The 25,284-nt window shown below is 70.1% G+C and carries 24 protein-coding genes, 1 tRNA gene and 1 pseudogene; 10 read left to right on the plus strand and 16 right to left on the minus strand.

All coding sequences use genetic code 11. The features are described from left to right. The first annotated feature begins 3 nt into the window (after window positions 1-3). Genes yicI through ACIQMV_RS24670 form a run of 3 tightly spaced genes read left to right on the plus strand, consistent with a single transcriptional unit; the run spans window position 4 to window position 6,278 of the window. Complete coding sequence (gene yicI, locus ACIQMV_RS24660; protein ID WP_402595577.1) at window positions 4-2,292, plus strand: alpha-xylosidase; 2,289 nt, start codon at window positions 4-6, stop codon at window positions 2,290-2,292. 31 nt (window positions 2,293-2,323) lie between these two features. Beyond that, window positions 2,324-3,334 (plus strand): LacI family DNA-binding transcriptional regulator, encoded by a 1,011-nt coding sequence (locus tag ACIQMV_RS24665; protein WP_402595579.1) that lies wholly within the window; start codon window positions 2,324-2,326, stop codon window positions 3,332-3,334. 40 nt (window positions 3,335-3,374) lie between these two features. Continuing rightward, entirely contained in the window at window positions 3,375-6,278 is a 2,904-nt protein-coding gene (locus tag ACIQMV_RS24670) for a glycoside hydrolase family 3 C-terminal domain-containing protein (protein WP_402595581.1), read from the plus strand. 128 nt (window positions 6,279-6,406) lie between these two features. Here the strand turns inward: ACIQMV_RS24670 and ACIQMV_RS24675 are convergent, their stop codons facing one another. Next, window positions 6,407-7,618: an RNA polymerase sigma factor gene (locus ACIQMV_RS24675; protein ID WP_402595583.1), complete on the minus strand. Its 1,212-nt coding sequence runs from the start codon at window positions 7,616-7,618 to the stop codon at window positions 6,407-6,409. After that, entirely contained in the window at window positions 7,615-7,986 is a 372-nt protein-coding gene (locus ACIQMV_RS24680) for a YciI family protein (protein ID WP_141367745.1), read from the minus strand. Before ACIQMV_RS24680 ends, ACIQMV_RS24675 begins: the two co-directional genes overlap by 4 nt. A 172-nt stretch (window positions 7,987-8,158) precedes the next feature. Between ACIQMV_RS24680 and ACIQMV_RS24685 the strand changes: the two genes are divergently transcribed. Together ACIQMV_RS24685 and ACIQMV_RS24690 are read left to right on the plus strand one after the other, a co-directional pair. Next, the gene (locus ACIQMV_RS24685; RefSeq protein WP_402595586.1) at window positions 8,159-8,428 is read left to right on the plus strand and encodes a hypothetical protein; all 270 of its coding nucleotides are present in this window, start codon (window positions 8,159-8,161) and stop codon (window positions 8,426-8,428) included. A 37-nt stretch (window positions 8,429-8,465) separates the two neighbouring features. Continuing rightward, window positions 8,466-8,603, plus strand: a pseudogene (locus ACIQMV_RS24690) (IS5/IS1182 family transposase); the annotation flags it as partial. On the opposite strand, the gene ACIQMV_RS24695 reads toward ACIQMV_RS24690, so the two are convergent. Further along, the gene (locus tag ACIQMV_RS24695) at window positions 8,585-9,583 is read right to left on the minus strand and encodes an alpha/beta fold hydrolase (RefSeq protein WP_402595588.1); all 999 of its coding nucleotides are present in this window, start codon (window positions 9,581-9,583) and stop codon (window positions 8,585-8,587) included. The pseudogene ACIQMV_RS24690 and the gene ACIQMV_RS24695 sit on opposite strands and share 19 nt — an antisense overlap. 141 nt (window positions 9,584-9,724) lie before the next feature. On the opposite strand from ACIQMV_RS24695, the gene ACIQMV_RS24700 reads away from it, so the two are divergent. After that, entirely contained in the window at window positions 9,725-10,324 is a 600-nt protein-coding gene (locus tag ACIQMV_RS24700) for a helix-turn-helix domain-containing protein (protein ID WP_402595590.1), read from the plus strand. Between the two features lie 165 nt (window positions 10,325-10,489). On the opposite strand, the gene ACIQMV_RS24705 is transcribed toward ACIQMV_RS24700, so the two are convergent. The 5 genes from ACIQMV_RS24705 to ACIQMV_RS24725 form a co-directional block, all read right to left on the minus strand. Further along, a complete protein-coding gene (locus ACIQMV_RS24705) occupies window positions 10,490-11,137 on the minus strand; it encodes a class I SAM-dependent DNA methyltransferase (protein WP_402595592.1) in 648 nt (215 codons plus the stop codon). A gap of 138 nt (window positions 11,138-11,275) precedes the next feature. Then, window positions 11,276-12,460: a cytochrome P450 gene (locus tag ACIQMV_RS24710; RefSeq protein WP_402595593.1), complete on the minus strand. Its 1,185-nt coding sequence runs from the start codon at window positions 12,458-12,460 to the stop codon at window positions 11,276-11,278. Between the two features lie 30 nt (window positions 12,461-12,490). Beyond that, a complete protein-coding gene (locus ACIQMV_RS24715; RefSeq protein WP_402595595.1) occupies window positions 12,491-13,858 on the minus strand; it encodes an NAD(P)/FAD-dependent oxidoreductase in 1,368 nt (455 codons plus the stop codon). Further along, a complete protein-coding gene (locus ACIQMV_RS24720) occupies window positions 13,848-14,057 on the minus strand; it encodes a ferredoxin (protein WP_141367738.1) in 210 nt (69 codons plus the stop codon). The genes ACIQMV_RS24715 and ACIQMV_RS24720 overlap by 11 nt, the downstream gene beginning before the upstream one ends. A gap of 352 nt (window positions 14,058-14,409) precedes the next feature. Beyond that, the gene (locus tag ACIQMV_RS24725) at window positions 14,410-15,285 is read right to left on the minus strand and encodes an undecaprenyl-diphosphate phosphatase (protein WP_402595597.1); all 876 of its coding nucleotides are present in this window, start codon (window positions 15,283-15,285) and stop codon (window positions 14,410-14,412) included. 585 nt (window positions 15,286-15,870) lie between these two features. Here ACIQMV_RS24725 and ACIQMV_RS24730 point away from each other — a divergent pair. From ACIQMV_RS24730 to ACIQMV_RS24740, 3 genes are all read left to right on the plus strand, one after another. After that, window positions 15,871-16,782 (plus strand): hypothetical protein, encoded by a 912-nt coding sequence (locus tag ACIQMV_RS24730; protein WP_402595599.1) that lies wholly within the window; start codon window positions 15,871-15,873, stop codon window positions 16,780-16,782. A 328-nt stretch (window positions 16,783-17,110) separates the two neighbouring features. Further along, window positions 17,111-17,317: a cold-shock protein gene (locus ACIQMV_RS24735; RefSeq protein WP_141367736.1), complete on the plus strand. Its 207-nt coding sequence runs from the start codon at window positions 17,111-17,113 to the stop codon at window positions 17,315-17,317. A gap of 409 nt (window positions 17,318-17,726) precedes the next feature. Beyond that, window positions 17,727-17,800, plus strand: a tRNA-Met gene (locus tag ACIQMV_RS24740). 111 nt (window positions 17,801-17,911) lie between these two features. Here the strand turns inward: ACIQMV_RS24740 and ACIQMV_RS24745 are convergent. The 7 genes from ACIQMV_RS24745 to ACIQMV_RS24775 form a co-directional block, all read right to left on the minus strand. Continuing rightward, entirely contained in the window at window positions 17,912-18,073 is a 162-nt protein-coding gene (locus ACIQMV_RS24745) for a hypothetical protein (RefSeq protein ID WP_402595601.1), read from the minus strand. A gap of 93 nt (window positions 18,074-18,166) precedes the next feature. Then, complete coding sequence (gene tatC / locus ACIQMV_RS24750; protein ID WP_402595603.1) at window positions 18,167-19,105, minus strand: twin-arginine translocase subunit TatC; 939 nt, start codon at window positions 19,103-19,105, stop codon at window positions 18,167-18,169. Window positions 19,106-19,332: 227 nt separating this feature from the next. Next, the gene (tatA, locus tag ACIQMV_RS24755; RefSeq protein ID WP_402595605.1) at window positions 19,333-19,614 is read right to left on the minus strand and encodes a Sec-independent protein translocase subunit TatA; all 282 of its coding nucleotides are present in this window, start codon (window positions 19,612-19,614) and stop codon (window positions 19,333-19,335) included. 2 nt (window positions 19,615-19,616) lie between these two features. Then, entirely contained in the window at window positions 19,617-20,129 is a 513-nt protein-coding gene (locus ACIQMV_RS24760) for a hypothetical protein (RefSeq protein ID WP_402595607.1), read from the minus strand. Between the two features lie 188 nt (window positions 20,130-20,317). After that, window positions 20,318-20,740, minus strand: coding sequence for an ATP-binding protein (locus ACIQMV_RS24765; protein ID WP_402595608.1), 423 nt, complete (start codon window positions 20,738-20,740; stop codon window positions 20,318-20,320). A gap of 359 nt (window positions 20,741-21,099) precedes the next feature. Further along, window positions 21,100-21,897, minus strand: a complete 798-nt coding sequence (locus ACIQMV_RS24770; protein ID WP_402595610.1) for a zf-HC2 domain-containing protein — start codon at window positions 21,895-21,897, stop codon at window positions 21,100-21,102. A gap of 25 nt (window positions 21,898-21,922) precedes the next feature. Further along, on the minus strand, window positions 21,923-22,525 hold the full coding sequence (locus ACIQMV_RS24775) for a sigma-70 family RNA polymerase sigma factor (RefSeq protein ID WP_402595612.1): 603 nt from the start codon (window positions 22,523-22,525) through the stop codon (window positions 21,923-21,925). Window positions 22,526-22,793: 268 nt separating this feature from the next. On the opposite strand from ACIQMV_RS24775, the gene ACIQMV_RS24780 reads away from it, so the two are divergent. Further along, a complete protein-coding gene (locus ACIQMV_RS24780; protein ID WP_402595614.1) occupies window positions 22,794-23,321 on the plus strand; it encodes a DUF6529 family protein in 528 nt (175 codons plus the stop codon). Between the two features lie 119 nt (window positions 23,322-23,440). On the opposite strand, the gene asnB is transcribed toward ACIQMV_RS24780, so the two are convergent. Beyond that, window positions 23,441-25,282 (minus strand): asparagine synthase (glutamine-hydrolyzing), encoded by a 1,842-nt coding sequence (gene asnB, locus ACIQMV_RS24785; protein WP_402595615.1) that lies wholly within the window; start codon window positions 25,280-25,282, stop codon window positions 23,441-23,443. Between the last annotated feature and the right edge of the window lie 2 nt (window positions 25,283-25,284).

A 25,284-nucleotide genomic window follows, 5' to 3' on the forward strand; every position in this document is an offset into this window, starting at 1 on the left:
CGTTTGAAGTTCACCGACGGCTACTGGCTGCTGCGCGAAGGCGTCACCGCGGCCCACCCGGTCGAGGTCCTGGACGTGACCGCCTCCCCGGGAGCCCTGGAGATCCACGCGCCGACCCAGCCGATCCGCCACCGCGGCGACCTGCTGAAAGGACCGGTCGTGACGATCAGCGCGCACGCGCCGATGCCGAACGTCATCGGCCTCACCATCACCCACTTCCAGGGCGAGCAGCCCCGGGTGCCGCGGTTCGAGGTGCGGCGGGACGACCTTCCGGGGCCCGAGGGACGTCCCCCGGAAGGCGGCACGGCGCAGGTCGAGTACGACGACGAGTACGCCACCCTCACCTCCGGAACCCTGTCGGTGCGCGTCGCCCGCACCGGCCCCTGGCACGTCGACTTCCTCGCCCACGGCCGTGTCCTCACCAGCAGCGGCCCCAAGGGCATGGGCATCATGCGCGACGCCGACGGCGCCCACTACCTGCGCGAGCAGTTGGGCCTGGGGATCGGCACCTCGGTGTACGGGCTCGGCGAACGCTTCGGGCCGCTCGTCAAGAACGGCCAGGTCGTCGACATGTGGAACGCCGACGGCGGCACGGCGACCGAACAGGCCTACAAGAACGCCCCGTTCTACCTGACGAACGCGGGATACGGCGTCTTCGTCGACCATCCGGGCAAGGTGTCCTTCGAAGTCGGCTCGGAGGCGGTGTCCCGGGTCCAGTTCAGCGTGGAGAGCCAGCAGCTGACGTACTACGTCATCCACGGGCCCACCCCGAAGGACATCCTGCGCACCTACACGGCCCTCACCGGCCGCCCAGCGCTCCCGCCCACCTGGTCCTTCGGCCTGTGGCTGTCCACCTCCTTCACCACCTCGTACGACGAGGCCACCGTCACCTCCTTCATCGACGGCATGAGGGAACGCGAACTGCCGGTGTCCGTCTTCCACTTCGACTGCTTCTGGATGCGCGAGTTCAACTGGTGCGACTTCCAGTGGGATCCGCGGGTGTTCCCCGACCCGGAGGGCATGCTGGCCCGGCTCAAGGCCAAGGGCCTCCACATCTGCGTCTGGATCAACCCGTACATCGCGCAGCGCTCGCCCCTCTTCGCCGAGGGAAAGGCCCTGGGCCATCTGCTCAGGAAGCGCGACGGCAGCGTGTGGCAGTGGGACCTGTGGCAGCCGGGCATGGCGCTCGTCGACTTCACCAGCCCGGCCGCCCGCGACTGGTACGCGTCCAAACTGGAGGCGCTGCTCGCACAGGGCGTCGACTGCTTCAAGACCGACTTCGGCGAACGGATCCCGGTCGACGTGGCCTACGCGGACGGCTCGGACCCGGAACGGATGCACAACTACTACACGTACCTGTACAACCGCACCGTATTCGAAGTGCTGCGCAAGCACCGGGGCGAGGACGAAGCCGTCGTCTTCGCACGCTCGGCGACCGCCGGAAGCCAGCGCTTCCCCGTGCACTGGGGCGGCGACTGCGAGGCCACCTACGAGTCGATGGCCGAGTCGCTGCGCGGCGGGCTCAGCCTCGGCCTGTCGGGGTTCGGGTTCTGGAGCCACGACATCGGCGGCTTCGAGGGCACCCCGACCCCGGCCCTGTTCAAACGGTGGATCGCCTTCGGGTTGCTGTCCTCGCACAGCCGGCTGCACGGCTCCTCGTCGTACCGCGTGCCCTGGCTGTTCGACGAGGAGGCCGTGGACGTCCTCAGGCTGTTCACCCGGCTGAAGATGCGCCTCATGCCGTACCTGTACGAGGCCGCCCGCACCGCCCGCGCGGAGGGGGTGCCGATGATGCGGGCGATGGTGCTGGAGTTCCCGGACGACCCCGGGTGCGCGCATCTGGAGCGGCAGTACATGCTCGGGCCCGATCTGCTCGTCGCTCCGGCCTTCAACGACGAGGGGGACGTCTCGTACTACGTGCCCGAGGGCACCTGGACCCACTTCCTCAGCGGGCACACCGTGACCGGCCCGCGCTGGGTGCGCGAGCGGCACGGATTCTCCAGCGTTCCGCTGCTGGTCAGGCCGGGTACGGTGATCCCGGTCGGCGCGGTGGACGCCCGCCCCGACTATCCGTACGCCGACGGGGTCACCCTGCGCACCTACGGGCTGGAGCGCGGGGCGCGGGTGAGCGTGCCCGTGGGGGACGTGACCTTCACCGTCGTCCGGGAGGGCGACACGCTGCGGGCCTCCAGCAGCGACCCGTCCGCACCCTGGGCGCTGGCCTGCGGGGAGCGGATCGCGCGGGCGCCCGCGGGCACCGGATTCCTCTCGCTGGAGCTGAAGTCGGCCTGATGGTTCCTCCCCCACTGGAGCTGGACTGACCATGGTGAAGATCACGGACGTGGCACGGCACGCGGGGGTCTCCCCGAGCACCGTCTCGTACGCCCTCAGCGGCAAGCGCCCCATCTCCGAGGAGACCCGGCAGCGCGTCGAGGCGTCCATCCGCGAGTTGGGCTACCGCCCGCACGCCGGGGCCCGCGCTCTGGCCAGCAGCAGGTCGAACGTCCTGGCGCTGGTGGTCCCGCTGCGCTCCGGTATCCACGTCCCGGTGGTCATGCAGTTCGCGGTGTCGGTGGTGACCACCGCGCGCAGGCACGACCACGACGTGCTGCTGCTCACCCAGGAGGAGGGCGACGAGGGACTGCGCAGGGTCGCGGACACGGCTCTCGTGGACGCGCTGATCGTCATGGACCTACAGCTGCGCGACGCGCGGCTGCCGTTGCTGCGGTCGCTCGACCGGCCCTCCGTCATGATCGGGTTCCCCCTGGAGCCCGGGGGACTCACCTGCGTCGACCTGGACTTCAGGGCGGCGGGCGAGCTGTGCGTGGAGCGGCTGGCGGGGCTGGGGCACCGGGTCGTCGCACTGGTCGGATCGCCGCCCGAGGTGTACGTGCGGGAGACGGCGTTCGCCCAGCGGGTGGTACAGGGGTTCACGGCCGCCGCCGACCGCAACGGGCTCTCGTCCTCCGTCCACCCGTGCGAGGCCACGCCCGCCGCCGCCCGCCACATCGCCGAGCAGCTGCTGCGCGAGCAGCCCGCGCTGACCGGGGTGGTCGTGCACAACGAGGCGGTCCTGGAGCCACTGATCGACGCCTTCGAGCAGCTCGGACTGCGCGTCCCCGGCGACCTGTCCGTCACCGCGATCTGCCCCGACGAACTCGCCGCATCCCTCCGCGTCCCCGTCACCTCGGTCGCCCTGCCGTCCGCCGAGCTGGGCGCACGGGCCGTGGAGCTGCTGATGAAGAAGCTGGACGGCACGGCCGTACCCGAGGCGACGCTCCTGCCGCCCCGGTTGACGGAACGCGCGAGCACGGTGCCGCGCGATGTCCCCTGAAGTTCCTCACCCGCAAGGCACTGGCCGAAGGAGCCGTGACATGAAAGGCACGAGAGGAAGACGCAGAACCACCCTCGCCGTGGCGCTCGCCCTGATCGCGGGCCTCTGCGCCACCGTTCCCGCACACGCCGACGACCCCGTGTACCCCTTCCGCGACCCGCGCCTGCCCGTCGACCGGCGCGTCGACGACCTGCTCTCCCGACTGACGCCCGACGAGAAGATCTCCCTCCTCCACCAGTACGAGCCCGCGATCCCCCGCCTTGGCATGAAGGAGTTCCGCACCGGCACCGAGGCCCTGCACGGCGTGGCCTGGCTCGGCGAGACGACCGTATTCCCGCAGGCGATCGGGCTCGCCTCCACCTGGGACCCGGAGCTGGTCCGGCAGGTCGGCTCGGCGGTCGGCGACGAGGCGCGCGGCTTCCAGCGGGAACGCCCGGCCGGCTGGGGCCTCAACCTGTGGGCGCCCGTGGTGAACCTGCTGCGCGATCCGCGCTGGGGTCGCAACGAGGAGGGCTACTCCGAGGACCCCCACCTCACCGGCTCGATCTCCACCGCGTACGGCAGCGGTCTGACCGGCGGCGACCCGGACCACCTCAAGACGGCTCCCACGCTCAAGCACTTCCTCGCCAACAACAACGAGTACCAGCGCGACACCACATCCTCCGAACTGCGCCCGCGCGTGCTGAAGGAGTACGACGAGCAGGCCTTCAAGCCCGCGATCGAGGCGGACGCGGCAACCGGGGTGATGTCCTCCTACAACCTCGTCAACGGCCGCCCCGACACGGTGGACCCGGCCCTGAACGACACCGTGCGCACCTGGACCTCCCGGGATCTGGTGAACGTGACGGACGCCTTCGCGCCCGGGAACCTGACGGGCAGCCAGAAGTACTACGGCACGCAGGCGGAGGCGGACGCGGCGGCACTGAAGGCCGGCATCGACAGCTTCACCGACAACGACACCGATCCCGGCCCGACCACGACGGCCGTCAAGTCGGCGCTGTCCAGCGGTCTGCTGAAGTCCTCGGACATCGACACCGCCGTCCGTCACATCCTGAGCATCCGCGTCCGGCTCGGCGAGTTCGATCCGGGCGGCGGCAGGTACGGATCGATCGACGCGTCCGTCATCGACAGCCCCGCGCACCGGAAGCTGGCACGCACGGCGGCGACCGAGGCGGCGGTACTCCTGAAGAACGACAGTGCGCTGCCGCTGAAGAGATCCTCCAGTGCCGCCGTGGTCGGGCCGCTCGCCGACACCCTCTACACCGACTGGTACTCCGGCACCCTCCCTTACGCGGTCACCCCGAAGGACGGCATCGCGGCCAAGCTCGGCACGCCGGTGGCGAGCAGCGAGGGCGTGGACCGGATCACGCTGAAGGACACGGCGACCGGGAAGTACGTGACGGCGGGGACGGGCGAGGCGGGCGCGGCCCTGAAGGAGACCGCGGACGCCGGTGCGCGTACGCAGTTCGACGTGTTCGACTGGGGTTCGGGCGTCATCACCCTGCGCTCGGCGGCCAACGGCAGGTACGTCGGCTACAACTGGTCGGATTTCGTCAACGACCAGATACAGCCCAACGGCTGGTTCGTGCAGCAGCAGTTCGCGCTGGAGCGGCAGGCCGACGGGACGTACCTGCTGCGGTACGCCGGGTACGAAACCGGCGAGTCCTGGTGGTCGGGCCCGGTCTACCTCGGCCCGGCCGGCGCGGACGGCACGCTCGGCCTCGTAGCGAAGGACCGGGCCGCGCACTACGCGAAGGACGTGGTCCGCAGCGGCGTCGACGAGGCGGTCGCCGCGGTCAAGGGCAAGGACACGGCCGTGGTGGTGGTCGGCTCGATGCCCGCGATCAACGGTCGCGAGGCACACGACCGCACCGACATGGGCCTGGCCCCTTCCCAGGAAGCCCTGGTCAAAGCAGTCCACCGGGCCAACCCCCGGGCCGTGGTGGTCGTCGAGAACAGCTACCCCACCACCCTCGGGGCCCTGCAGAAGGAGGTCCCGGCCCTGCTGTGGACCACGCACGCGGGCCAGGAGACGGGCAACGCCCTCGCCGACCTCCTGTACGGCGACGCGAATCCGGCGGGCCGCCTCACCCAGACCTGGTACCGGTCCACGTCCGACCTCCCCTCCATCCTCGACTACGACATCATCAAGTCCGACCGCACCTACCAGTACTTCAAGGGTCAGCCGCTGTACCCCTTCGGCTACGGCCTGTCGTACACGACGTTCCGCTACGGCGGTCTGAAGAGGGTCTCGGACGGCTACGAGGTGGCGGTGACGAACACGGGCCGGCGGGCCGGCGATGAGGTGGTCCAGATGTACGTCCACCAGCGGACATCCCGCGACAAGCAGCCGCTGAGGCAGCTGAAGGCGTACACGCGGGTGTCCCTGAAGCCGGGCGAGACGAAGACGGTACGGCTGAAGCTGGGGACGTCGGATCTCGCACACTGGGACGTCACGCGCTCGAAGTGGGTGGTGGAGACGGGGACGTACGACGTGATGGCCGGCGCGTCGTCGGCGGACATCCGGGCGCGTACGTCACTGAAGGTCCAGGGTGAGACGATCCCGCCCCGGGACCTCGGAAAGTCGACACGGGCCGAGAACTTCGACGACTACCGCGCGATCAGCCTGGTGGACGAGTCGAAGGAGAGGGGAACGGCGGTTGCCGCGACGGCCGACGGGGCGTGGCTGAAGTTCGCGGACACCGAACTGGGCTCTGGAGCTGCGCGGTTGACCGCCCAGCTGGCTGGGGCGTCCGGCACGCTGGAGGTGCGCCTCGGCTCCCCCAACGGCAGGCTCGTCGGTACGGCACGCTTCGACGGCACGTCGTCCCCGTACGCGTACGGGGCGGTGACGGCCCCGCTGACGGCCGGCTCGAAGGGCCGTACGGACGTCTACCTGGTGCTGAGCAAGGGACTGCGTCTGTCGGCGTTCAGCCTGCACTGAGTCCGCACGTGGCGAGGACTGCGGGAGGGGTCGTCCACGGTGGCCGCCGCCGGCCGAGCGGTCGAGCGGCGGTGGATCGTGGACGGCCCTGATGCCGGTCCGCGACCGCGCCGTGGGCGCCTCCAGAACTATGGGCGCACCCGGCCGGCCCGGGACTCCAGGTAGCGTCGCTCGGCGATGCTGGCGGTGGCCTTCGCGGCGCGCCGATAGTGCTCGTACGCCCCCGCCGCCTCGCCGGTCTTCTCCAGCAGATGCGCCCGTACGGACAGCAGCCGGTGATGCCCGGCCATGCGGTCGTCGCCGTCCACAGTGGACAGCAGGGCGAGCCCGGCCTGAGGGCCCTCGGTCTCGGCGAGCGCGATGGCGCGGTTGAGGGTGACCATCGGATTGGGCGCGATCCGTTCGAGGATCAGGTAAAGGGCGTGCACCTGTGGCCAGTTGGTCTCCTCGGCCGTGGCCGCGTCAGCGTGTGTGGCGGCGATGGCGGCCTGCAGCTGGTAAGGCCCCAGAGCCGGGCCGGCCAGCGCCGCCTTGACCAGCTCGATGCCCTCCTCGATCAGAGCGCGGTCCCACTTGGTGCGGTCCTGCTCGTCCAGCGGCACCAGGTCGCCGGACGCTGTCGTACGTGCCGTGCGGCGGGCGTGGGTCAGCAGCATCAGCGCCAGGAGCCCGGTCACCTCTCCGTCCTCGGGCAGCCGCGCGTGCACCGTCCTGGTCAGCCGGATCGCCTCGTGCGCGAGGTCGGCGCGGTGCAGCCGGCTGCCCGAGGAGGCGGTGTAGCCCTCGTTGAAGATCAGGTAGAGCACGTGCAGGACGACCCGTAGCCGGCCCTCGAGCTCCGCGCCGCCCGGCAGGGTGAAGGTGCTGCCGGCGGCCTTGATGCGCTGCTTGGCCCGGCTGATCCTGGCCGCCATCGTGGCCTCCGGCACCAGGAACGCGCGGGCGATCTCAGCGGTGGTCAGGCCGCCGACCGCCCGCAGTGTCAGAGCGGTCTGGGAGGCCGCGGTCAGCGTCGGATGGCAGCACAGGAACAGCAGGACGAGGGTGTCGTCGGTGTCCGGCACCTCGGCGGGCGCGGCCTCCGTGGCGGTCGCGGCCTCCCGTTCGCGGCGGGCGTGGTCACTGCGCATCTGGTCGATGAGCCGGCGGGAGGCGACCGTCGCCAGCCAGCCGCGTGGGTTGTTCGGTACTCCCTCGGCCGGCCACTGCACGGTGGCGGCGAGGACGGCTTCCTGCACAGCGTCCTCGCACCCTTCGAACCGGCCGTGCCGTCGTACCAGCGCGCCGAGGACCTGCGGCGTGAGCTCACGCAGCAGGTCCTCGATGTCCGGTGCCGTCATGCCTCCAATTGTCCGTCAGCGAACATCACCTGCCGCACCTCGACGCCCAGCCCTTCGATCGCGGCGTCCGGGATCCGCGCGGCCAGCTCGACCGCTCGTTCCTTGTTCTCGCAGTCGATCAGGTAGAAGCCGCCCAGGAACTCCTTGGACTCCAGGAAGGGCCCGTCGGTCACCACGGGCTGGCCGTTGCCCACGGACACCACGGCGGCCTGTGACGGATCGACCAGCGCCAGCGTGTTGATCAGCTCGCCGGACTCCTTCAGCGCCTCGATGAGCTTGCTGTGACCGTCGCCGATCGCCGCCTTCTCCTCGTCGGTCAGCGCGTCCAGCACGGCCGGGTTGATGTGCAGGCTGATCAGGAACTTCATGGCGTACTCCTCGTGGTTCGCGAGCCCCGGCAGGGGCCTCTTCGCCTGGTGGTCGGAGCCGCCGCTGCCGTCTTGACGTCGTCCGCCGGAAGATCTCGCACGAGTCCGGTGTCAAGAACCTCTCCACCACTCCGACCGACGGGCGAAATGTCAAGAGAACAGAGAGGTTCGGATGCGCGTCAACCGGACGTGGCTGGGGCTGATTCTCCTCATGCTGCCGACCTTCCTCGTCGCGCTGGACACGACGGCGCTGCTCCTCGCGCTCCCGCGACTGAGCGCCGACCTGGGGGCGGACAACGTCGAGCAGCTGTGGATCCTGGCCTCGGTCGGTCGGCACAGAGGCGCCGGGACCGCGTCCCGCCGGTACCTTCCCGGCGCCGCCGAGGAAGTCCTCGACGGTCGTCGGCACGCTGGGGGACGGAGTTCGCCGTCGTGGGCCTGATGCAGAGTCTCGCCCCCGACCTTCTCGTCCAGCGCCCTGGCTGGTCGAGCGCGCCTCGTCCTGGCTGATGGGCTGCCGCCGCCTGCACCGCCGCTACGAGCGCAAGGCCGGACACTTCCTCGCCTTCATCGACATGACCGACACCCTCATCCGCCATCACAGAGGCATCGACTGAGACACCGATGTGAGCCAGGAGGTCAGCAGCCCGTTGATCTCCTCGGGGCGCTCCTGCTGGAGCCAGTGGCCGCAGCCGTCCAGGAGGTGAGAGGAGACCAGGCCGGGAAGCGTGGCCGGGTAGGCGTCGATCGCATCCGCCATCCAGGTCGTGGAGGCGTCCAGGGTGCCGCCGATGAACAGGGACGGCTGGGCGAGGGGGGAGCCATGGAATTCGGTGAGGTCCTCCCAGTCGCGGTCCATGTTCCGGTAGCGGTTGAGTGCTCCGGTCATGCCGGTGCGCTCGAACTCCCCAGCGCAGTGGTCGAGATCGGCTTCGGTGAGCCAGGAGGGCAGCCGGTCCTTGGGGAACCGGTCACGCAGGGTTCCGCCGCTGCCGACGAAGTGCGGATCGGGCTCCCCTTGCGCCGGCATGGTGTCGGCGGACAGGGCCGCGTAGAAGCCCGCAAGCCAGCCCCGCACGTCGGGCTCGATCTCGGCTTCGGCCCGGCCCGGCTGCTGGAAGTAGGAGACGTAGAACTCCTGGTCCCCGCCCATCTGCGCGAAGATGTCGCTGGGGCGGGGGCCGCCGGGCGGGGCGTAGGGAACGCTCAGCAGACCCACCGCGCGGAAGACCTCGGGGTGGAGCAGGGCGGAGGTGGCCGCGATGTTCGAACCCCAGTCGTGCCCGATGATCACCGCGGTCTCCTCGCCCAGGGCGTGCACGAGAGCGAGGTTGTCCTCCACGAGGGCGCGCATCCGATACTCGTGCGTCGCGGCCGGCTTGGAGGAGCGACCGTAGCCGCGCACGTCGAGTGCGGCCGCCCGGTATCCCGCCGCCGCGAGAGCCGGGAGCTGGTGGCGCCAGGAGTACCAGGACTCGGGGAAGCCGTGGACGAGCAGGACCAGCGGCCCGGTGCCCTGCTCGACCAGGTGCAGCCGTCCGGCGGGTGCGTCGATGAGGCGGTGGCGCAGGTCTGCGGACGGCACGGGCTGGTGCATGGCTTCTCCTCGGATTCAGGTGGCCGCGGCTACCCATCGATCATGCGGTGCGGTGGCCCGGGGACGCGACCTTCCTTGACACTTTGGCAAACTTGCAGGACAGGGGCGGTGCACGGACCGGTTGGAGAAAGAATGGGCGAGATGACGGACGACGACGTCGCTGAGGTCCTGGCCGCCATGGGGCCGCGGCTGCGGGCCGTGCGCGAGCGGCACGGAGCCACGCTCACCGACGTGAGCCGCACGACCGGCATCGCCCTCAGCACGCTGTCGCGGATCGAGAACGGCCGGCGCAAGCCGAACCTGGAACTCCTGCTGCACCTGGCGAAGGCGTACGGCGTCTCCCTGGACGAGCTGACCGGCACCGCGCCCGCCACGGTCGAGAAACCGCACACCCCTCCCCCGCAGCGTCCGGTGGACGACAAGGCGGTGCTGCCGCTGACCCGGTACGTCGGGGGCCTGCACGCCCACAAGCACGTCCTGCCCGCCAACGTCGACCAGCCGCCACGGCCGCGCCAGGCGTCGCACGAAGGGTACGAATGGCTGTGTGTGCTGTCCGGACGGCTGTGGCTGGCACTCGGAGAACACGACCTCGTCCTCACCTCCGGGGAAGTCGCCGAGTTCGACACCCGCACCCCTCACGGAGTCGCCAACGCCGGACTCGACGGACCAGTCGAATACCTGATCATGTTCGGGCCACAGGGCGAACGCCTACGACCCCGCGTCCAGCCAACGTCCAACTGAGACATCCTCAAGTTCGAAGTCCCCGTTCACCCGCGAGGAGCTGATGGCCGCCCGGGCCGGTATGCCGCGATGGTCAACGCCCAAGCCGTGGCTGCTCCTCGCCCAGCCGATCTCGTTCGATCCCCGGTCCATCGGTCCGAGCCGTTGCCGTCACGTGATCGACGTCTACGCCTTGCAGGCGAGGAGCTGGACCTCTTGGAACTGCCGCTGGTCGGTGGGCTTCGGCTCGATCACCGTGCGGGCTGTCTCAGTCAACCCGTGGTCGCGCAGGAGCGCGGCGAGACGGTCGGGGAACCAGCGGTAGGCCGTTGCCACCGCATGGTCGTAGGCCTGCGTCTCGTGGTGGAGGCCGTCAGTGGCGGGGAAGTCGATCAACAGGTGCCCGCCGGGTGCCAGGACCCGGGCGATCTCGGCCAGGACGGCGGGCACGTCCTGCGGCGGGGTGTGGATGACGGACCACCGCGAGAGCACCCCGCCCAGCGTGCCGTCCTCGATGTCCAGTGCGGCCATCGAGCCGACCTCGAACCGAAGTCCGGGGTGCGCCTCGCGAGCGAGCTCGACCATCACGGGGGAGGCGTCAACACCAAAGGCATCCAGGCCCAACCCGTGCAAGTGAGCTGTGACGTACCCCGGTCCACAGCCGAGGTCTGCGACCTCACCGTCGCCGTTTGCCCGTACCAGCTCGGCGAAAGCGCTCAGGAGGGCGCGCTCCAGGGGACGGTCCCGCAGGGAGTCGTGGAACAGCTGCGCGTAGGTGGGTGCGATGGCGTCGTAGGCCTCACGGGTGGCATGCAAGGTCGGGAGTTCGGTCACCCGGAGACCGTAGCGGGTGACCGATGCATGCGCTTCAAGAACGTCTGGAGGGGGCTTCGTTGCGGGCGGGACATGCGGACGGCAGTCCGGCACGGCCGGGGCCGGGGCAGGTGCATGTTCCCGCGCGGCCAGGCGGCCTCACAGGTGGAGGGGCAGGTGGCGGGGTCCGCGGAGCATGGCGTTCTGTCGGTAGGGGGGCGGGTCCTGGACCAGGCGTGCCGCGCCGAGGTGAGGGAGCAGTGCGCCGAGGGCGGCTTGGGCCTCGATGCGGGCCAGTGGTGCGCCGTAGCACAGGTGGATGCCGCTGCCGAAGCCGAGATGCTGGTTGTCCGGACGGGTGGGGTCGAACCGGTCGGGGTCGTGGAACCGCAAGGGGTCACGGTTGCCCGAGGCCAGCACCAGAATGACGGATGCGCCTCGGGGGATCTTGGTGCCGGCGACGTCGATGTCGTCGCGCGGAATGCGCTCGCGCATGTGGACCGGGGGTTCGTAGCGCAGGAGTTCCTCGACCGCTCGCGGCAGCAGGTCGGGTTCGCGGCGCAGGTGGTCCAGGTGCTCCGGGTGGCGCAGTAGGGTGAGCACCCCGTTGGTGATCAGGTTGACCGTGGTCTCGTGTCCCGCGATGAGCAGCAGGACGGCGGTTTCCGCGAGTTCCTCCCGCGTGAGCCGCAGGGCCGGGTCCGGCTCGTTGGCGAAGGCGGTGAGCAAGTCGTCGCCCGGGCGGCCGAGGCGCTGTTCGGCGAGGTTCACCAGGTACAGGCCCATCTCGGTCCGCGCCTGGTCGCCGGCCTTGTCCGTCTCGGCGGAGTCGCCCTCGGGCCTGACGTCGGCGGATGCGACGATCGTGTCGGACCAGGCCCGGAACAGTGGCTCGTCCTCGCGTGGCACGCCGAGCAGGCGGCAGATCACCGTGACGGGCAGCGGGTAGGCGAAATCGTCGACGACGTCGATCTGCCGGCCCGCCTCGAAGGATCCCAGCAGTTCCTTGGTGACCCGGTCGATCTCGCCGCGCATGGCGTCGACCCGGCCCGGGCTGTGCGGCGGTCCGAACGGCCGCATGGCCAGGGTGCGCAGCCTGTGGTGCTCCGGGTCGTCGAGCCTCAGGAACGGCGGCTTGTGGGTCACCGCGCCACGGGTACGGGGATCGGCACTCATCCGCGGGTCGTGGAGCAGGGCGGCGATCCCGTGGTAGGTGCCGACCAGGTAGCTGCCGTCTGCCTGCCGCACCACGGGTCCGGCCTCGCGGAGTTCCGCGTACAGGGGGTAGGGGTTGGGGCGGTTGGCATAGTCGGTGATCCGTGTCAGCAGGGTCTCGGGGTCCATGGCGGCTCCTCGCGGTGGGCGTGATGTGGGTCAGCCGGTGGGCGGCACCACGGTCAGCCGGCGGTCGGGGAGGTATCCGGTGAGTGCCACAGTGGGGCCGTGGGAGAGCCCCTTCGGATCCGGCACGTCGGATGGAATCGGGACGTCGGCCGCGATCGCACGGTCCTGTGCACCGGGTGGGGGCGGGAACGGAGCCGCCGTCTCGATCAGGTGCCGGTAGTAGTCGAGCGACTTGGCCATGTCGACGGTGACCGCGGCGGTCACCCGGCCCTGGAAGCCGTAGACCATCGCCAAACGGCGCGCCTCCAGAGAGCCCTGGGCGATGACCACGTAGTCGGAGAACGTGGGCACGCCCACGGACTTGATGTTGAGGCCGAACTGGGTCGACCAGAACGTGGGGATGGCCAGGTGCGGGCGTCGCAGGGGTCCCGGATTGATCATGTTGTGGGCCGCTACTTCGGCCTGCTCGACCGCGTTTCCCCAGTGCTCCAGGGAGAGCATCTGGTAGCCGAACAGCGGGTGGGGGAAGCGGGAGACGTCGCCGGCCACGAAGATGTCGTCGGTGACGATTCCGTACATGTTGAACGCGCGGCATCCGGCGTCGCAGGCGATTCCGCGCGGGCCCGCCGCCAGTCCGGTGTCCGCAAGCCATTCGACGTTGCGGATCGCCCCCAATGCCGCGACGCACACGTCGGCGTCGACGCGGCTGCCGTCGGACAGGTCCGCGCCGGTGAAAGTGCCGTTCCCGCGCAGGGCGGTGACCGTCACCCCGGTGCGCAGGTCCACGCCATGGTTGCGCTGCATGACGGCCGCGAGCTTCGACAGGGTGCCGCCGAGGGCGCCCACCAGAGGTGCGGGCCCGCGTTCGGTGACCGTGACGTCCAGCCCCATTTCCCGGCAGGCCGAGGCGATCTCCGAGCCGGTGAAGCCGCCGCCGATCACCAGCACCCGCCGTGGCCCGGCGGCCAGCCGCTCGGCCAGCCCCGCGGCGTCCTCACGCGTGCGCAGGGTGAACACCCCGTCCAGGGCGGCCTCCTCCGGGTTGGGCCAGGGCCGCGCGCGTGTCCCGGTGGCGATCAGCAGCCGGTCGTACGGCAGCGACTCGCCGTCCTCGAGCACCACTCGTTTCGCGAGAGGGTCCAGGCCGGTGGCGCGTACTCCCAGCCGCCAGTCGGCATCCGGATCCCGGCGCATCGGCAGCTCGGTGGTGTCCGCCGTCGCCTTGCCGAGCAGCACCTGCTTGGACAGCGGCGGCCGGTCGTACGGAGCGTGGGGCTCGTCCCCGACCACGGTCAGTGAGCCGGTGAAGCCCCCCTCACGCAGCGCCTCCGCGGCCCGCAGCCCGGCCAGCGACGCGCCCACGATGACGATACGGCCGTCCATGAGATCATCGGGCACCGCCGCCCACCTCCTCACCGACGAGGATGGCCTGGACCGGGCACGCCGCCGCGGCCTGACGCACGCGCTCCACCTGATCGTCGGGCACGGCCGTGGTGTACAGCAGTCCCTCCTCCCCGTGCAGCTCGAACATCTTCGGTGCGAGGAACACGCACTGTGCGTAGCCCTGGCAGCGTGTGAGGTCGACAACGGTTCGCATCCTCACCACTTCCTCCGTTGTTTCACCCCCGCCTTTCCAGGATGGAGTGAGAGCGGGAGGCTCGCACGGCCACGCCGGGGACGGCGGGCCGGCACCGTGGGAGGGTGCCGGGTCAGCCCAGGGTTCGGTCGAGGTCAAAGGCCGCGCTGATGAAGATCAGACCTGGCACGGGTCGTACCCGCGCGGTGCGGTCAGACTCACGCGGTAGTGGCGGTGCTCCGTGCGGGATCCTCAGTGATCTTGAGGGCGACCACGACGGCTGCAGCCGGCACAAGGGCTCGGTCACCGGCAGCCGTTCCCGCCGCCGCACCGGGCTGTCGGTCACTCGGCGGAGACCGGCGCCGTCCTGCGGTCAGCCCGCCGATTCGGCCGCGTGCGGGCTGAGGACACCGGCCATGACCAGCCCGATGATGACGATGCCGAGGACGATCCGGTACCAGACGAACGGCATGAAGCTCTTCGTGGAGATGTACTTCATGAACCAGGCGATGACGGCGTACCCGGAGACGAAGGCGACCCCCGTGGCGAACAGCGTCGGCCCCCACGCCACGTGGTCGCTCTCCATCGCGTCCTTCAACTCGAAGACACCGGAGGCCAGTACGGCGGGAATGGCCAGCAGGAAGGAGTAACGGGCCGCCGCCTCACGCCGGTAGCCCATGAACAGCCCACCGCTGATGGTGGCGCCCGAGCGGGAGACACCCGGGATCAGGGCCATGGCCTGGCAACAGCCGTAGATGAGGCCGTCCTTGACGCCCAGGTCCCGCAGCACCTTGCCCTGCTGGGGCGCCCGGTGCCGGCCGCCCCTCTCGTCACGCGCCGCCAGCCGGTCGGCGACACCGATGACCACACCCACGACGACCAGCATGGTCGCGGTCACCCGCAGATCACGGAACGGCCCCTCGATCTGGTCCTTGAGAGTCAGCCCGAGCACCCCGATCGGTATCGATCCGACGATCACCAGCCAGCCCATGCGGGCGTCCGGATCACGGCGCATCGCCCTGCTCCCCAGCGAACGGCACCAGGCCGACAGGATCCGGCCGATGTCCTTGCGGAAGTAGATCAGCACCGCCGCCTCCGTGCCGATCTGGGTGATCGCCGTGAAGGCGGCGCCGGGGTCCTGCCACCCGGAGAAGGCCGCCGTCAACCGCAGATGCGCACTGGAGGAGACGGGAAGGAACTCGGTCAGCCCCTGGACGAGTCCGAGGATGAGGGATTCAAACCAAGACATGAAGGTACGGAGTCCAAGGAGCCGATCCGGAAAGGGCGATGGACACACCGGTCCACCGTGCCTGGTGATCGAGTGCGCCGCGGGGGCACGGTAACGCCCGCAAGTGACGGGACCGCGAACAACGCCTTCACAGATCGCCACGCGCTCCTGACGACACGGTGGGTGCGGGCATCCGGACGCGTGCAGGGGAAGCCCGAACCGGCTCGCGCGCAGTGGCTGTCGTCAGCCACGCCGCAGTGGTGGCGCCTGCGCCGGGCGACCGCCGTGACCAGCAGGGCCGGGACCGTCGTGCAGGCCATCGCATGGAGGAAGGCCGGGCAGGTCGGTGCGGAGGTGCGGGCGCCTGCGACGGCGTAGGTGGCGGTGTTCGGGAGGGAGCCGGGGACCGAGGCGAGGAGGAAGGCGGGCCAGTACCGTCACGGGGTCTGCACCGAGATCGCGGCGGTCACGAGCCACGGGTGACTGGCTCGCCAGGCGATCTTCGGCATCCTTCCGCAGGATGGGTTCCGGTTGCCCGGCCGAAGCGAGGGACGGCGGGCGCTCTTCTGCGCGGCAGCCATGCCGCCCCGAGCTCAGGAGCCCCACATGACAGCGAAGACGGATGTGCTGATATCGGCACTGGAGGACGCCCGTGACGCCCACACCGCGGTCATCGGCCGATTCCGGACGGATGCGGCCATCACCCCGCCGGGCGCCGACCGGCAGCGAATCGAAAGCCAAGTGATCGAGGCGGAATACCACCTCGGGCGGATCGAGGCCCGGGTGCGCGAGCTGCGCCCGCCTCGTGGGCTGCTGTCGGCCTCCGGGCAGCTGATGGGCATGGTGACCCGCGGCGCCGTGCGGGCCAGCGTGCTTCCGCTGGAGGTGGGCATGTCGGCCGTGACGGAGATCGTGCGCGGCAGGAGGCCGGCTGATGAGCGTCGGCTGCTGAGGGCCGCAGAGGACCAGTACACGGCCGCAGCCCGGGCCCTGGCGACCTGTCAGGCGGGCAAGGACATCGCCGAACGGCTCGACGACCAGGAGACCGCCGAACTGTTCGCCATGCTCAGCCGGCAGAACGAGGTACTGCTGGAGACCAGCGAGGAGAACCTCGCCCGACGAACCAGGGCTGTGGCGGAAGGAGCCCGTACGCCGCGGGAAGCAGCCGCCGAAGGCGGCATCCTGCTGCAGGCGATCAAGCGCAAGACGCAGGCGGCCACTGCCGGGCTGCGGGCACTCCTCCTGAGGATCACCAGACGCGTGAGGGGCGCGGCCGAGGAAGCCTGGTGGGAGATGCCCGCCGTCACCCGTGTGGCGGAGAAGGTGCAGGGCGCGATGACCCGCGAGGAGGCCCTGCCCATCCCCGGCCTCAGTCAGCTCGGCGTCACGGAGATCCAGCAACGCCTGCGCGACCTGTCCCGGACGGAGCTGACGATGATCGAGGGCTACGAACGCGCACACGCGGGCCGCCCCGGGGTCCTGGACACCATCGAGCATCTCAGCCCGGCCCAGCCCTGAGCCGACACCGAATCGGCCCCCTCAACCTGTCAGGCGATCCTCCCCCGAGGTCATGTTCGACCAGCTACGGCGGCCTCCCCTGACGCCATACCCCATGCTTGCGCCACCATCCGGCTCTCAGGTGAGCCGCGGCCCACGGCGGTCAGCACTTTTGTGCGGTTTGACCTGCCCAGGCGTGCTCCCGGCGCTCGAGCCGCTCGTGCACGTGTGTCCCGGCCGGGTAGACCAGGCAGCACGGGGTAGAACGGCTGGTGGCTCCTTTGTTACGGGAGCCGGAACATGCCCATGATCAAGGGCTGTTCCCAGGCATGAACGAAGGAATAGCAGCATGGCCAGCGGCACCGTGAAGTGGTTCAACTCCGAAAAGGGTTATGGCTTCATCGCCCAGGACGACGGAGGCCCGGACGTCTTCGCCCACTACTCCGAAATCCAGGGCGGGGGCGGCTACCGTGAGCTGACCGAGGGCGAGCACGTCACCTTTGACATCGGCCAGGGTCAGAAGGGCCCGCAGGCACAGAACATTGTCCGGGGCTGACTGCTCACGATGATGGGAGGCGGGTTGCCTGACCAGGCAACCCGCCTCTTTTGTGCAACGCACACGCCGTGGCCGCGGTCACGGCGTGTGCGAGGGGGCAGGATCGCGGGGCACCGCAGCCCCAGCCGGCCGAGGGCACCTCGGCCGGCTGGCCGGCATCTGCTCCGTCCGCTCGCCGACCGGCGTTCGGCTTGCCGTGCATCGCTGAACGTGCTGGCGGAGGCCTTCGAGGGCACCTTGGTCTGAAGCGCCGACAGTGGGCCGACCGCGAGGTGGCGCTGGGGCCGGGAGAGGTCGCCGAGTGGGCGGCGCGGCTCAGGGACGCGTTGCGGGAGGAGCTGTCGGCGTGAGGCTCCGCGCAAGCGATTCGCTTTCTTCCCTGTCGATCACGTAGTGTTCTGTTCACCGACGCGGGGTGGAGCAGCTCGGTAGCTCGCTGGGCTCATAACCCAGAGGTCGCAGGTTCAAATCCTGTCCCCGCTACTGAAGGCCGAGGGCCGGAATCCGATCAGGGATTCCGGCCCTCGGTGTTGCCGTCCCCGGTGTGCCGCCGCCAGGGCCCATCGCAGCCGCTCGCTACCTCGATGTTCACGTTCACCGACAGCACCGCGACTTGAGCGATCGATGGCGGACGACCGCGACCTTGCCCTGGACGTTCAGACCGGCGCAGTCGGACGCGTCGCCCTGCCCGGCGTAGACCGTCGAGAGCTTCCAGGAGCCGTCGGGCAGCATGGTGGAGCCGGTCTGCGACAGCACGTCGTCGAAGCTGCGGGTCGCGCCTCGGAGCTCCCGACAGGGCCCCGACGACCGTGGCTCGTGCCCTCGCTCTGGCCCCCAGGTCACGTCGTCCTACCCGTCGGCGCGGTCGTCGTCGGCGGCCGGCTGCACGGGCAGGGCCTGGCCGGCGGACACCGATTCCACTTCGCCGATGTCCTGCGGCGTGAGGTCGAGGTCGGAGCTCTCGTCGTCGCCGGGTCCCTCTGCCTCTCGTCGGGCCTTGCGCCGGTCGTTGAGAAGGGAAGAGGCAACGGCGGCGAAATAGAGAATCGCGATCGGGGCGGCCAGCGCCAGCATGGTCAGCGGGTCCGTGCTCGGCGTCGCCACAGCAGAAAAGACCGTGATCCCCACGATCATGCCGCGCCACCGGCCGAGCATCCGCCGGCCGGACAGCACTCCGGTGAGGTTCAGCATCACCAGCAGCAGCGGCATCTCGAAGGAGAGACCGAAGACGACCACCATGCGGGTGACGAGGTCGAGCAGATCGTCCAGCGGCAACAGGTTGTCCACCCCGCGCGGGGTGAAGCCGATCAACACCTTCGCGGTCGTGGGCAGCACCCTGTAGGCGAAGAAGGCACCGCCGAAGAACAGCGGGACGCCCGCGCCGACGAACGCGTAGGCGTATTTCCGCTCGTGCTTGTGCAGGCCGGGGGCAACGAACGCCCACAGCTGGTACAGCCATACCGGCGAGGCCAGCACGACACCGGCCATCAGGGACACCTTCAGCGCCAGGGTGAAGGGCGCGAGCAGACCGTTGATCGTGATCCGCGCGCAGGTGGTGCCGGCGGTCTGCTTGGCCAGATCGGCGAAGGACGTCGGGCATCCGACCGAGTCCAGCACCGGCCTGGTGAAGAAGTTGATGATGCCCTTGTAGGAGAAGGCCGCGGCGATCGTGACGACCAGGATGGCAAGGACGGCCCTGGCGAGCCGGTTGCGGAGCTCACGAAGGTGATCCGCGAGCGGCATCCGCCCCTCGGGATCCTTCTCCTTGTTGCGGGCCGACTGGGGCACGCCAGGTCCTCATCTCGTGCGGCAGACCGGAGACCACCGGCCCTGCGTCAGTACTTGATCGTCTCCATCACCCGGTGGGGCGCGAGCTCAGCGCTGCTCCGGCCAAGACGCCGACCGGTATCGCAGACAACGACGCGGGCGGCCCGACAGCGCATGAGGTGAGCCGGCCGGAGAGGCTTCGGGCAACGTCTCGTGCGGGGAAGAGCCAGGGGCGCGCAGGACCGGGCTCAGTCTCTGTGGCTGGTCCTGCTGTCCGTGGGCGCAGTGCGGGCGGTGGCGGTGTCTCCGAGAGTGCCCGAGATCGTCCGCGGTCCCGGTGCGGGCTCAGGCTCGGGGCGTGGCTCGTGGGAGACGCCGTCGTCCTTCAGGGCCCTGGTCTCGCTCTTGAGGATCCGCAGGGACTTGCCCAGCGCCCGGGCCGTCTCGGGTAGTTTCTTCGAGCCGAAGATCAAAACCACCACCGCGACCAGGATCAGCAGGTGCCAGGGCTCCAGCGCATTGCGGAACATCGTCACACCACCCTTTCGAACGCGTCGGCCCTCATATCCGCCTCGGCGATCCGTGCCGCTTGCTCCTGCGCGGCAGCGGTGGGAGCGGGAGCACCCGCGGCGCATCGTGTCTTGCCGCTCCAGGCATGCACCGGTGGCCGGCACTCGTCGTCGCGGAAGGAGATCCGCAGGAGGTGGGCGGGCAGGCCGGAGTCCGTGCCCGCGGTCTCGTGCGCGGGCGCCTGGGAGGAGGCTTCCCGGTGCACTTGGCACGACGGATTCGCCGGTGTCCGCCGCCCGCGCCACGGATGGACGCCCAGGCGCTGCCCCTGGGAGCAACCGCATTCGGGCACCTGGAACAGCCGATGGGTCCTCGCGTTCGGCCACGGTGCGTTCATCGGCCTTCCCTGGCGCGACCGTTCCTGTCGCCGGCCGGCGGGATGTTCACGCATGGCTGTCGGGCGTGGGAGGCGAGGCGAGTGGAGTCGGCCGACCGCCTCGGGGGCGCGCCGGGTGTCGCTGTCCTTGCGGGTCATGTGTCCTTCTTCTTGTCGGGGCGGGGTCGATTCGGATTCCGGGGCGCCAGGCAGCCGTCCAGGCGGCGTACTCCTGGCGGACGTAAAAGCGGCTGCCGGGGGCGAGCAAGCCTGATCGGTGATCCGTCGCCGGGCTGCGGTGCCGGCCCTGGCAAGGGGCCGCAATCCGTGCGGTACGCCCGGCCCGGTCATGGCGAGCACCTCAGGCAGGCACGGACTTCGCGGCCGCCGCGTGTCTGGTGGACCTCGATCGACTGGGCGAGGTACTGGACGATGCCGGTGCCGCGGCCGTGTTCGTCGGAGGCGATGTCGGGGCGACGGCGCTCCACTGCCATGCCGGAGTCAGTGACCACGATGTGCAGAGTGCCGTCGTCGAGGACGAGCCGCAGGGTCATGCGCTCGCGGCCGTACTGGGCGGCGTTGGCGGCGAGTTCGTCGACGATGAGAACGGCGGAGTCCCGTTCGCTTGCGGGCACGCTCCAGGCCTCCAGCAGATCAGCCGCGAAGTGACGGGCGGCGGAGACGTGTGCCTCCTGCGCGGGCAGGGTGAGCAGCGCCTCGTGGCGGCAGGGCCGGCCGAGCAGTGAACTCGGGCTGAGGGAGTCGGTCACAAACATGGTCTTCTGGCTCTTCTGTGGGTGTGCGGAGACCGGAAGGGGGAGACCACCAGCGACTTCCGGGTGTCGGTCAGCGGGATCCTGCATCGGCGCGCTCATTTGGTTCCACGGGCGACACATGCCGAGCGGTTCGAGGTATTCACCCCTTTTTGCTCGACTTCTTGCGGGTCACGTCCATGCCAGCGGCCTGCCTGGGCTCACTCGCCTCTGCCGGAGCTCGACGCCGTACTCGGGTGGACCGGGTCCCGGCAGCTCGCTCCTTCGCCCGTGGTCGTCCGGACGACCCTGCGGGAACGTCGCACCGCAGAGCCGGACGAACGTCCCCCCAGTGACATGACGACCCTGGCCTCGCCTCACGCCCGGATTGTGACCAGCTTCCGGCCGTTGCCCGCGAGGATCTCGAAGTGCTCGATGGCCCCGGGGGCCATGGCGACCGCCCCGGGGATCGTGGTGCCGGGAGGGTACTCGCCTGCCCGCCAGGTGGCGCCGTCCGCCCGGGCTCCGCCGGGCCCGACCGCCTGCAGCCGGCAGGTGATTCCGGCGGGTGCCCCCTTGGCGGAGACCTGCAGGACACTGCCCCAGGCAGAGGGTGAGACCTTCACCGAGGCGGAGACGCCGGTGGTGGGATCGCTTCCGGAGACGGTGCGCCAGGCCGTGGGCGCGGTCGGCCCGGGCGGCGTCGCCACGCTGCCCACTGTGCCGGTGGCCGCCAGCCATGTGCCACTGGCCGCCGCCGCGACGAACGTGAGTGAGGCGGCTGCGCCGGCCAGTTGCAGACGCCAGGTCCTGCGGCGCCGGGTCGCGGCCCGCTGGAGCAGCTTCTCCAGCACACCTCCCTCCGGCGCCCGCGACACCGCGGGCCCGGCGGGCACGGCGTGCCGTTCGGGCGAGGAGCCCTGCGCGGTTTCGGCTGCTCGTGCCACCAGCCGGTCGGCCAGGTTCCCGTCGGCCGCCAGCACGGTCCGGCCTGCGGCTTCCGCCGCGGTCACCGTCGTCAGCAGCGCGGGCAGTCCCGTCAGCTGGGCGTGTTCAGCCTGGCACTCGCCGCATTCCGCGAGGTGGGCGCGCACCCGCTCCGCTTCCGCCAAGGGCAGGGTGCCCAGGACGTGTGCTCCCAGCGCCAGCCGGAGGTCGTCGTGCTGCGCGCTCATGGTCGCCACCTCCCGCACGCCACGGTCATGGCTCGATCCCCCGTTCCTGGAGCGCCAACCGCAGGGCGTGCAGGGCGTAGTACGTCCGCGACTTCACGGTGCCCAGCGGGATGCCCAGCACCCGCGCTGCCTCCGTCATGGTCCGGCCCCGGTAGTAGGTCTCCAGCAGGACGGCGCGGTGGTCCGGGGACAGCGTCCGGAGGGCGTCGGCGACCGCCCGGCTCTGCAGTGCCTGCTCGATCTCGTCCTCGCCCGGCTTCTGCTCGGCGGCACGCTCCAGCGCCTCGTCGCCTGCCTCGGCCGGCCTGGCCTGCCGGGCCCGGTGGGCATCGATGACCAGGTGCCGTGCGACCGTGCACAGCCATGCCCGGGCCGGGCCTCGCGCGGGATCGCATGCGGCGGGATGCCGCCACGCCCGGAGCAGTGTCTCCTGCACCACGTCCTCCGCCCATTGCCCATCTCCCGAGGTCAGTCGCAGTACGTAGGGGAACAGGGCTCCTGCGTGCTCCGCGTACAGAGTGCGCGGCAGTTCCTCATCTGCGGTCGAAAGGGTCCCTTTACCGGAGACACGGTCCGCGGAGCGATCCGGATCGGTCCGCGGGTCACGTTTTCGGGAACTCACGGGCATGGGCCGATCAACGCGCACATGTGCGACTTTGCCCCGTAACGCACGAAAGGGTGCAGGTGTCGCTCTGTGAGCGTCGTGGGCGTGGCGCGCCTGCCGGGCCTTGCGGCACCGCCAGGGCCAAGCGTGCGCGACGCCCGGAAGGCCGGCTGATCCGCGGCGACACCAAGAGGTCTCACAAAAGTGCGTATCTGCCGAACCGCGGGACCCCCGCCGTCCGTGGAGCCGGACGAGAGCCGACTTACGCGCAATTCCAATTGATTGGGGACTGATGACCGGGCACACGGGCGCGCGGATGCGGCGTCCCGCACGAACGGTGGCGGGCGTTCTGGCTGCTTTGTTGCCGGTCGCGGTCGCGGTGGGGGTGTATGCGTTCGGCCGCACGCACACCCCCGACTACACCAGCGGCCTGTTCGGGCGGCACGGCGTCGGCGCCAACGATCTCAAGGCGCGTCTGGGCAGCGCGCTGATGACACTCGCGGTCGTCCAACTGCTGCTCGGACTGTGGATATACCGACGCCTACCGGGAGCGAGGGCCGCACCGCACCGGGTGCACCCCGCACACCGGCTCATCGGCCTCCTTGCCTTTCTGCTCTCGCTGCCCATCGCCTACCACTGCATCACCGCCTACGGAGTTGAGTTCACGAGCAGCCGAGTGGCGGTGCACTCCATCACGGGCTGCGTCCTGTACGGCGCGTTCGTCGCCAAGGTGCTGGTGGTACACAGCCGCCGACTGCCCGGTTGGGCGCTTCCGGCCGCCGGCGGCGCCCTGGTCACCGCCATAGCGGTGATGTGGTAGACAGCCGCCGTGTGGTTCTTCGTCGGCTCCGCCCCCGGCTTCTGACCGCTGCGACGGCACCGCCGGAGGTGTGACGGAACCGAACCGCTCACAGTCCCGGTGGATGCCGTCCGCCGGTCTCAGAGGGTGAGGGTGGGACCTTCGAGGTCGGCCCAGACGGCGAGGTCGAGGGTGCGTTCGAGGCCGTTGCGCTCGCTGGTGGTGATGTCCACGGGCTTGGTGGTGGTGATCTGCTGCAGCCGGGTCCGGTCGAGGAGGTCGAGGGCGGGGCTGTTGCCCGACGACAGCAGTTCGCGGACCTGGACCTGCAGTTCGGTCACGTAGGCGGGGTCCTGAGTGGAGGGATAGGGGCTTTTGACCCGCTCCACGACGGACAGCGGCAGGAGTTCCGAGGTGGCTGCCCTCAGGAGGCTCTTCTCGCGGCCGTCGAAGGTCTTCATCGACCACGGGGTGTTGAAGACGTACTCGACCAGGCGGTGGTCGCAGAACGGAACGCGGACCTCCAGACCGGTGGCCATGCTGAGGCGGTCCTTGCGGTCCAGGAGCATGCGGACGAAGCGGGTGAGGTGCAGGTAGCACACCTCCCGCATCCGGCGTTCGAGGGGGTCCTTCTCGCTGTCCAGGCGCGGTACCTGGACCAAGGCCTCCTGGTACCGCTGGGCGAGGTAGCCAGGCAGGTCCAGTCGTTCCCGCAGCTCCGGATCGAGCAGCGAACCGCCGCCCCGGCCATGCTGGCGTTCCAGTGCCGCCAGCCAGGGGAAGGTGCCGGCGTCCCGAGCGGCGGGGTCGTGGAACCACGCGTAGCCGCCGAAGACCTCGTCGGCGGACTCCCCGGACAAAGCCACCGTGGAGTGCTTGCGGATCGCCCGAAACAGCAGCAGAAGTGACTGGTCCATGTCGCCCAGGCCCAGGGGCAGGTCCCGGGCGCGAACGGCGGCGGCGCGGACGTTCGGATCCGCGAGGTTCTCGGGATCGAGGACGATGTCCTGATGGTCGGTGCCCACGTGCCGAACGACGTCGTGGACGTACGGCGTGTCCGGCGTCGCGCGCAGGTCGTCGGGGATGAAGTTCTCGCTCTGGCCGACGAAGTCGACGGCGAAGCTGCGGACGGTTTCCTTGCCGCGGAGTTGCTGCGCCGCCAGTGCGGTGATGGCACTGGAGTCCAGGCCGCCCGAGAGCAGGACGCACCGCGGCACGTCCGAGACCAGCTGGCGGCGCACGGTGTCCTCCAGCAACTCGCGCACCCGCGCGATGGTGTCCTGCCGGGTATCGGTGTGCTCGGCGGCGCTGAGCTGCCAGTACGGACGCGTGCGCAGGCCGGCGCGCTCAACGGTCACCACGGTGCCGGGCTCCACTTCCCGCATTCCCGCCCAGATGGCGTGGCCGGGGGTCTTGGCCATGGAGAACAGTTCACGCAGCCCGTCGAGGCCGACGGTGCGGGGTGCGAGGGGGTTGGCCAGGATGGCTTTGGGTTCGGAGCCGAACAGTACGCCGTCCTCGGTGGCGAAGTAGTACAGGGGCTTGATACCCATGCGGTCGCGGATCAGCAGCAGCTGGTCGGTCCGTCCGTCCCAGATGGCGAAGGCGAACATGCCGTTGAGGTGCTCGGGGAGGTCGGCCCCCCACTCCAGGTAGCCACGCAGAACGACCTCGGTGTCGCTGTCGGTGTGGAAGGAATGGCCGCGGCGGCGTAGCTCGTCACGCAACTCGGTGTAGTTGTACGCCTCTCCCGAGTACACCAGCACGACATCGCCGTCCGGTGTGTGCTCACTCATCGGCTGGACGCCGCCGGGCAGGTCGATGATGGCGAGCCGACGGTGGCCCAGAGCCGCGTGCGTGTCGAGCCAGAGGCCCTGCGCGTCCGGTCCGCGGCAGGCCATCGTGGCGTTCATGGCTTCGATGGTGGGGCGTTCGGGTCGCAGGTCGCGCTGGTAGGACACCCAACCGGAGATTCCGCACATGG

The sequence above is a fragment of the Streptomyces sp. NPDC091412 genome (genome assembly GCF_044756885.1).
In the GTDB taxonomy this organism is placed as follows: Bacteria; Actinomycetota; Actinomycetes; order Streptomycetales; family Streptomycetaceae; genus Streptomyces.

Bases quoted from the DNA above. Each gene is read 5' to 3' on its own strand.
- ACIQMV_RS24665 (WP_402595579.1), top strand. From the start codon at position 2,324: ATGGTGAAGATCACGGACGTGGCACGGCACGCGGGGGTCTCCCCGAGC.
- ACIQMV_RS24670 (WP_402595581.1), top strand. From the start codon at position 3,375: ATGAAAGGCACGAGAGGAAGACGCAGAACCACCCTCGCCGTGGCGCTC.
- ACIQMV_RS24675 (WP_402595583.1), bottom strand. From the start codon at position 7,618: ATGACGGCACCGGACATCGAGGACCTGCTGCGTGAGCTCACGCCGCAG.
- ACIQMV_RS24680 (WP_141367745.1), bottom strand. From the start codon at position 7,986: ATGAAGTTCCTGATCAGCCTGCACATCAACCCGGCCGTGCTGGACGCG.
- ACIQMV_RS24685 (WP_402595586.1), top strand. From the start codon at position 8,159: ATGCGCGTCAACCGGACGTGGCTGGGGCTGATTCTCCTCATGCTGCCG.
- ACIQMV_RS24695 (WP_402595588.1), bottom strand. From the start codon at position 9,583: ATGCACCAGCCCGTGCCGTCCGCAGACCTGCGCCACCGCCTCATCGAC.
- ACIQMV_RS24700 (WP_402595590.1), top strand. From the start codon at position 9,725: ATGACGGACGACGACGTCGCTGAGGTCCTGGCCGCCATGGGGCCGCGG.
- ACIQMV_RS24710 (WP_402595593.1), bottom strand. From the start codon at position 12,460: ATGGACCCCGAGACCCTGCTGACACGGATCACCGACTATGCCAACCGC.
- ACIQMV_RS24720 (WP_141367738.1), bottom strand. From the start codon at position 14,057: ATGCGAACCGTTGTCGACCTCACACGCTGCCAGGGCTACGCACAGTGC.
- ACIQMV_RS24725 (WP_402595597.1), bottom strand. From the start codon at position 15,285: ATGTCTTGGTTTGAATCCCTCATCCTCGGACTCGTCCAGGGGCTGACC.
- ACIQMV_RS24730 (WP_402595599.1), top strand. From the start codon at position 15,871: ATGACAGCGAAGACGGATGTGCTGATATCGGCACTGGAGGACGCCCGT.
- ACIQMV_RS24735 (WP_141367736.1), top strand. From the start codon at position 17,111: ATGGCCAGCGGCACCGTGAAGTGGTTCAACTCCGAAAAGGGTTATGGC.
- tatA (WP_402595605.1), bottom strand. From the start codon at position 19,614: ATGTTCCGCAATGCGCTGGAGCCCTGGCACCTGCTGATCCTGGTCGCG.
- ACIQMV_RS24760 (WP_402595607.1), bottom strand. From the start codon at position 20,129: ATGACCCGCAAGGACAGCGACACCCGGCGCGCCCCCGAGGCGGTCGGC.
- ACIQMV_RS24770 (WP_402595610.1), bottom strand. From the start codon at position 21,897: ATGAGCGCGCAGCACGACGACCTCCGGCTGGCGCTGGGAGCACACGTC.
- ACIQMV_RS24775 (WP_402595612.1), bottom strand. From the start codon at position 22,525: ATGCCCGTGAGTTCCCGAAAACGTGACCCGCGGACCGATCCGGATCGC.
- ACIQMV_RS24780 (WP_402595614.1), top strand. From the start codon at position 22,794: ATGACCGGGCACACGGGCGCGCGGATGCGGCGTCCCGCACGAACGGTG.
- asnB (WP_402595615.1), bottom strand. From the start codon at position 25,282: ATGTGCGGAATCTCCGGTTGGGTGTCCTACCAGCGCGACCTGCGACCC.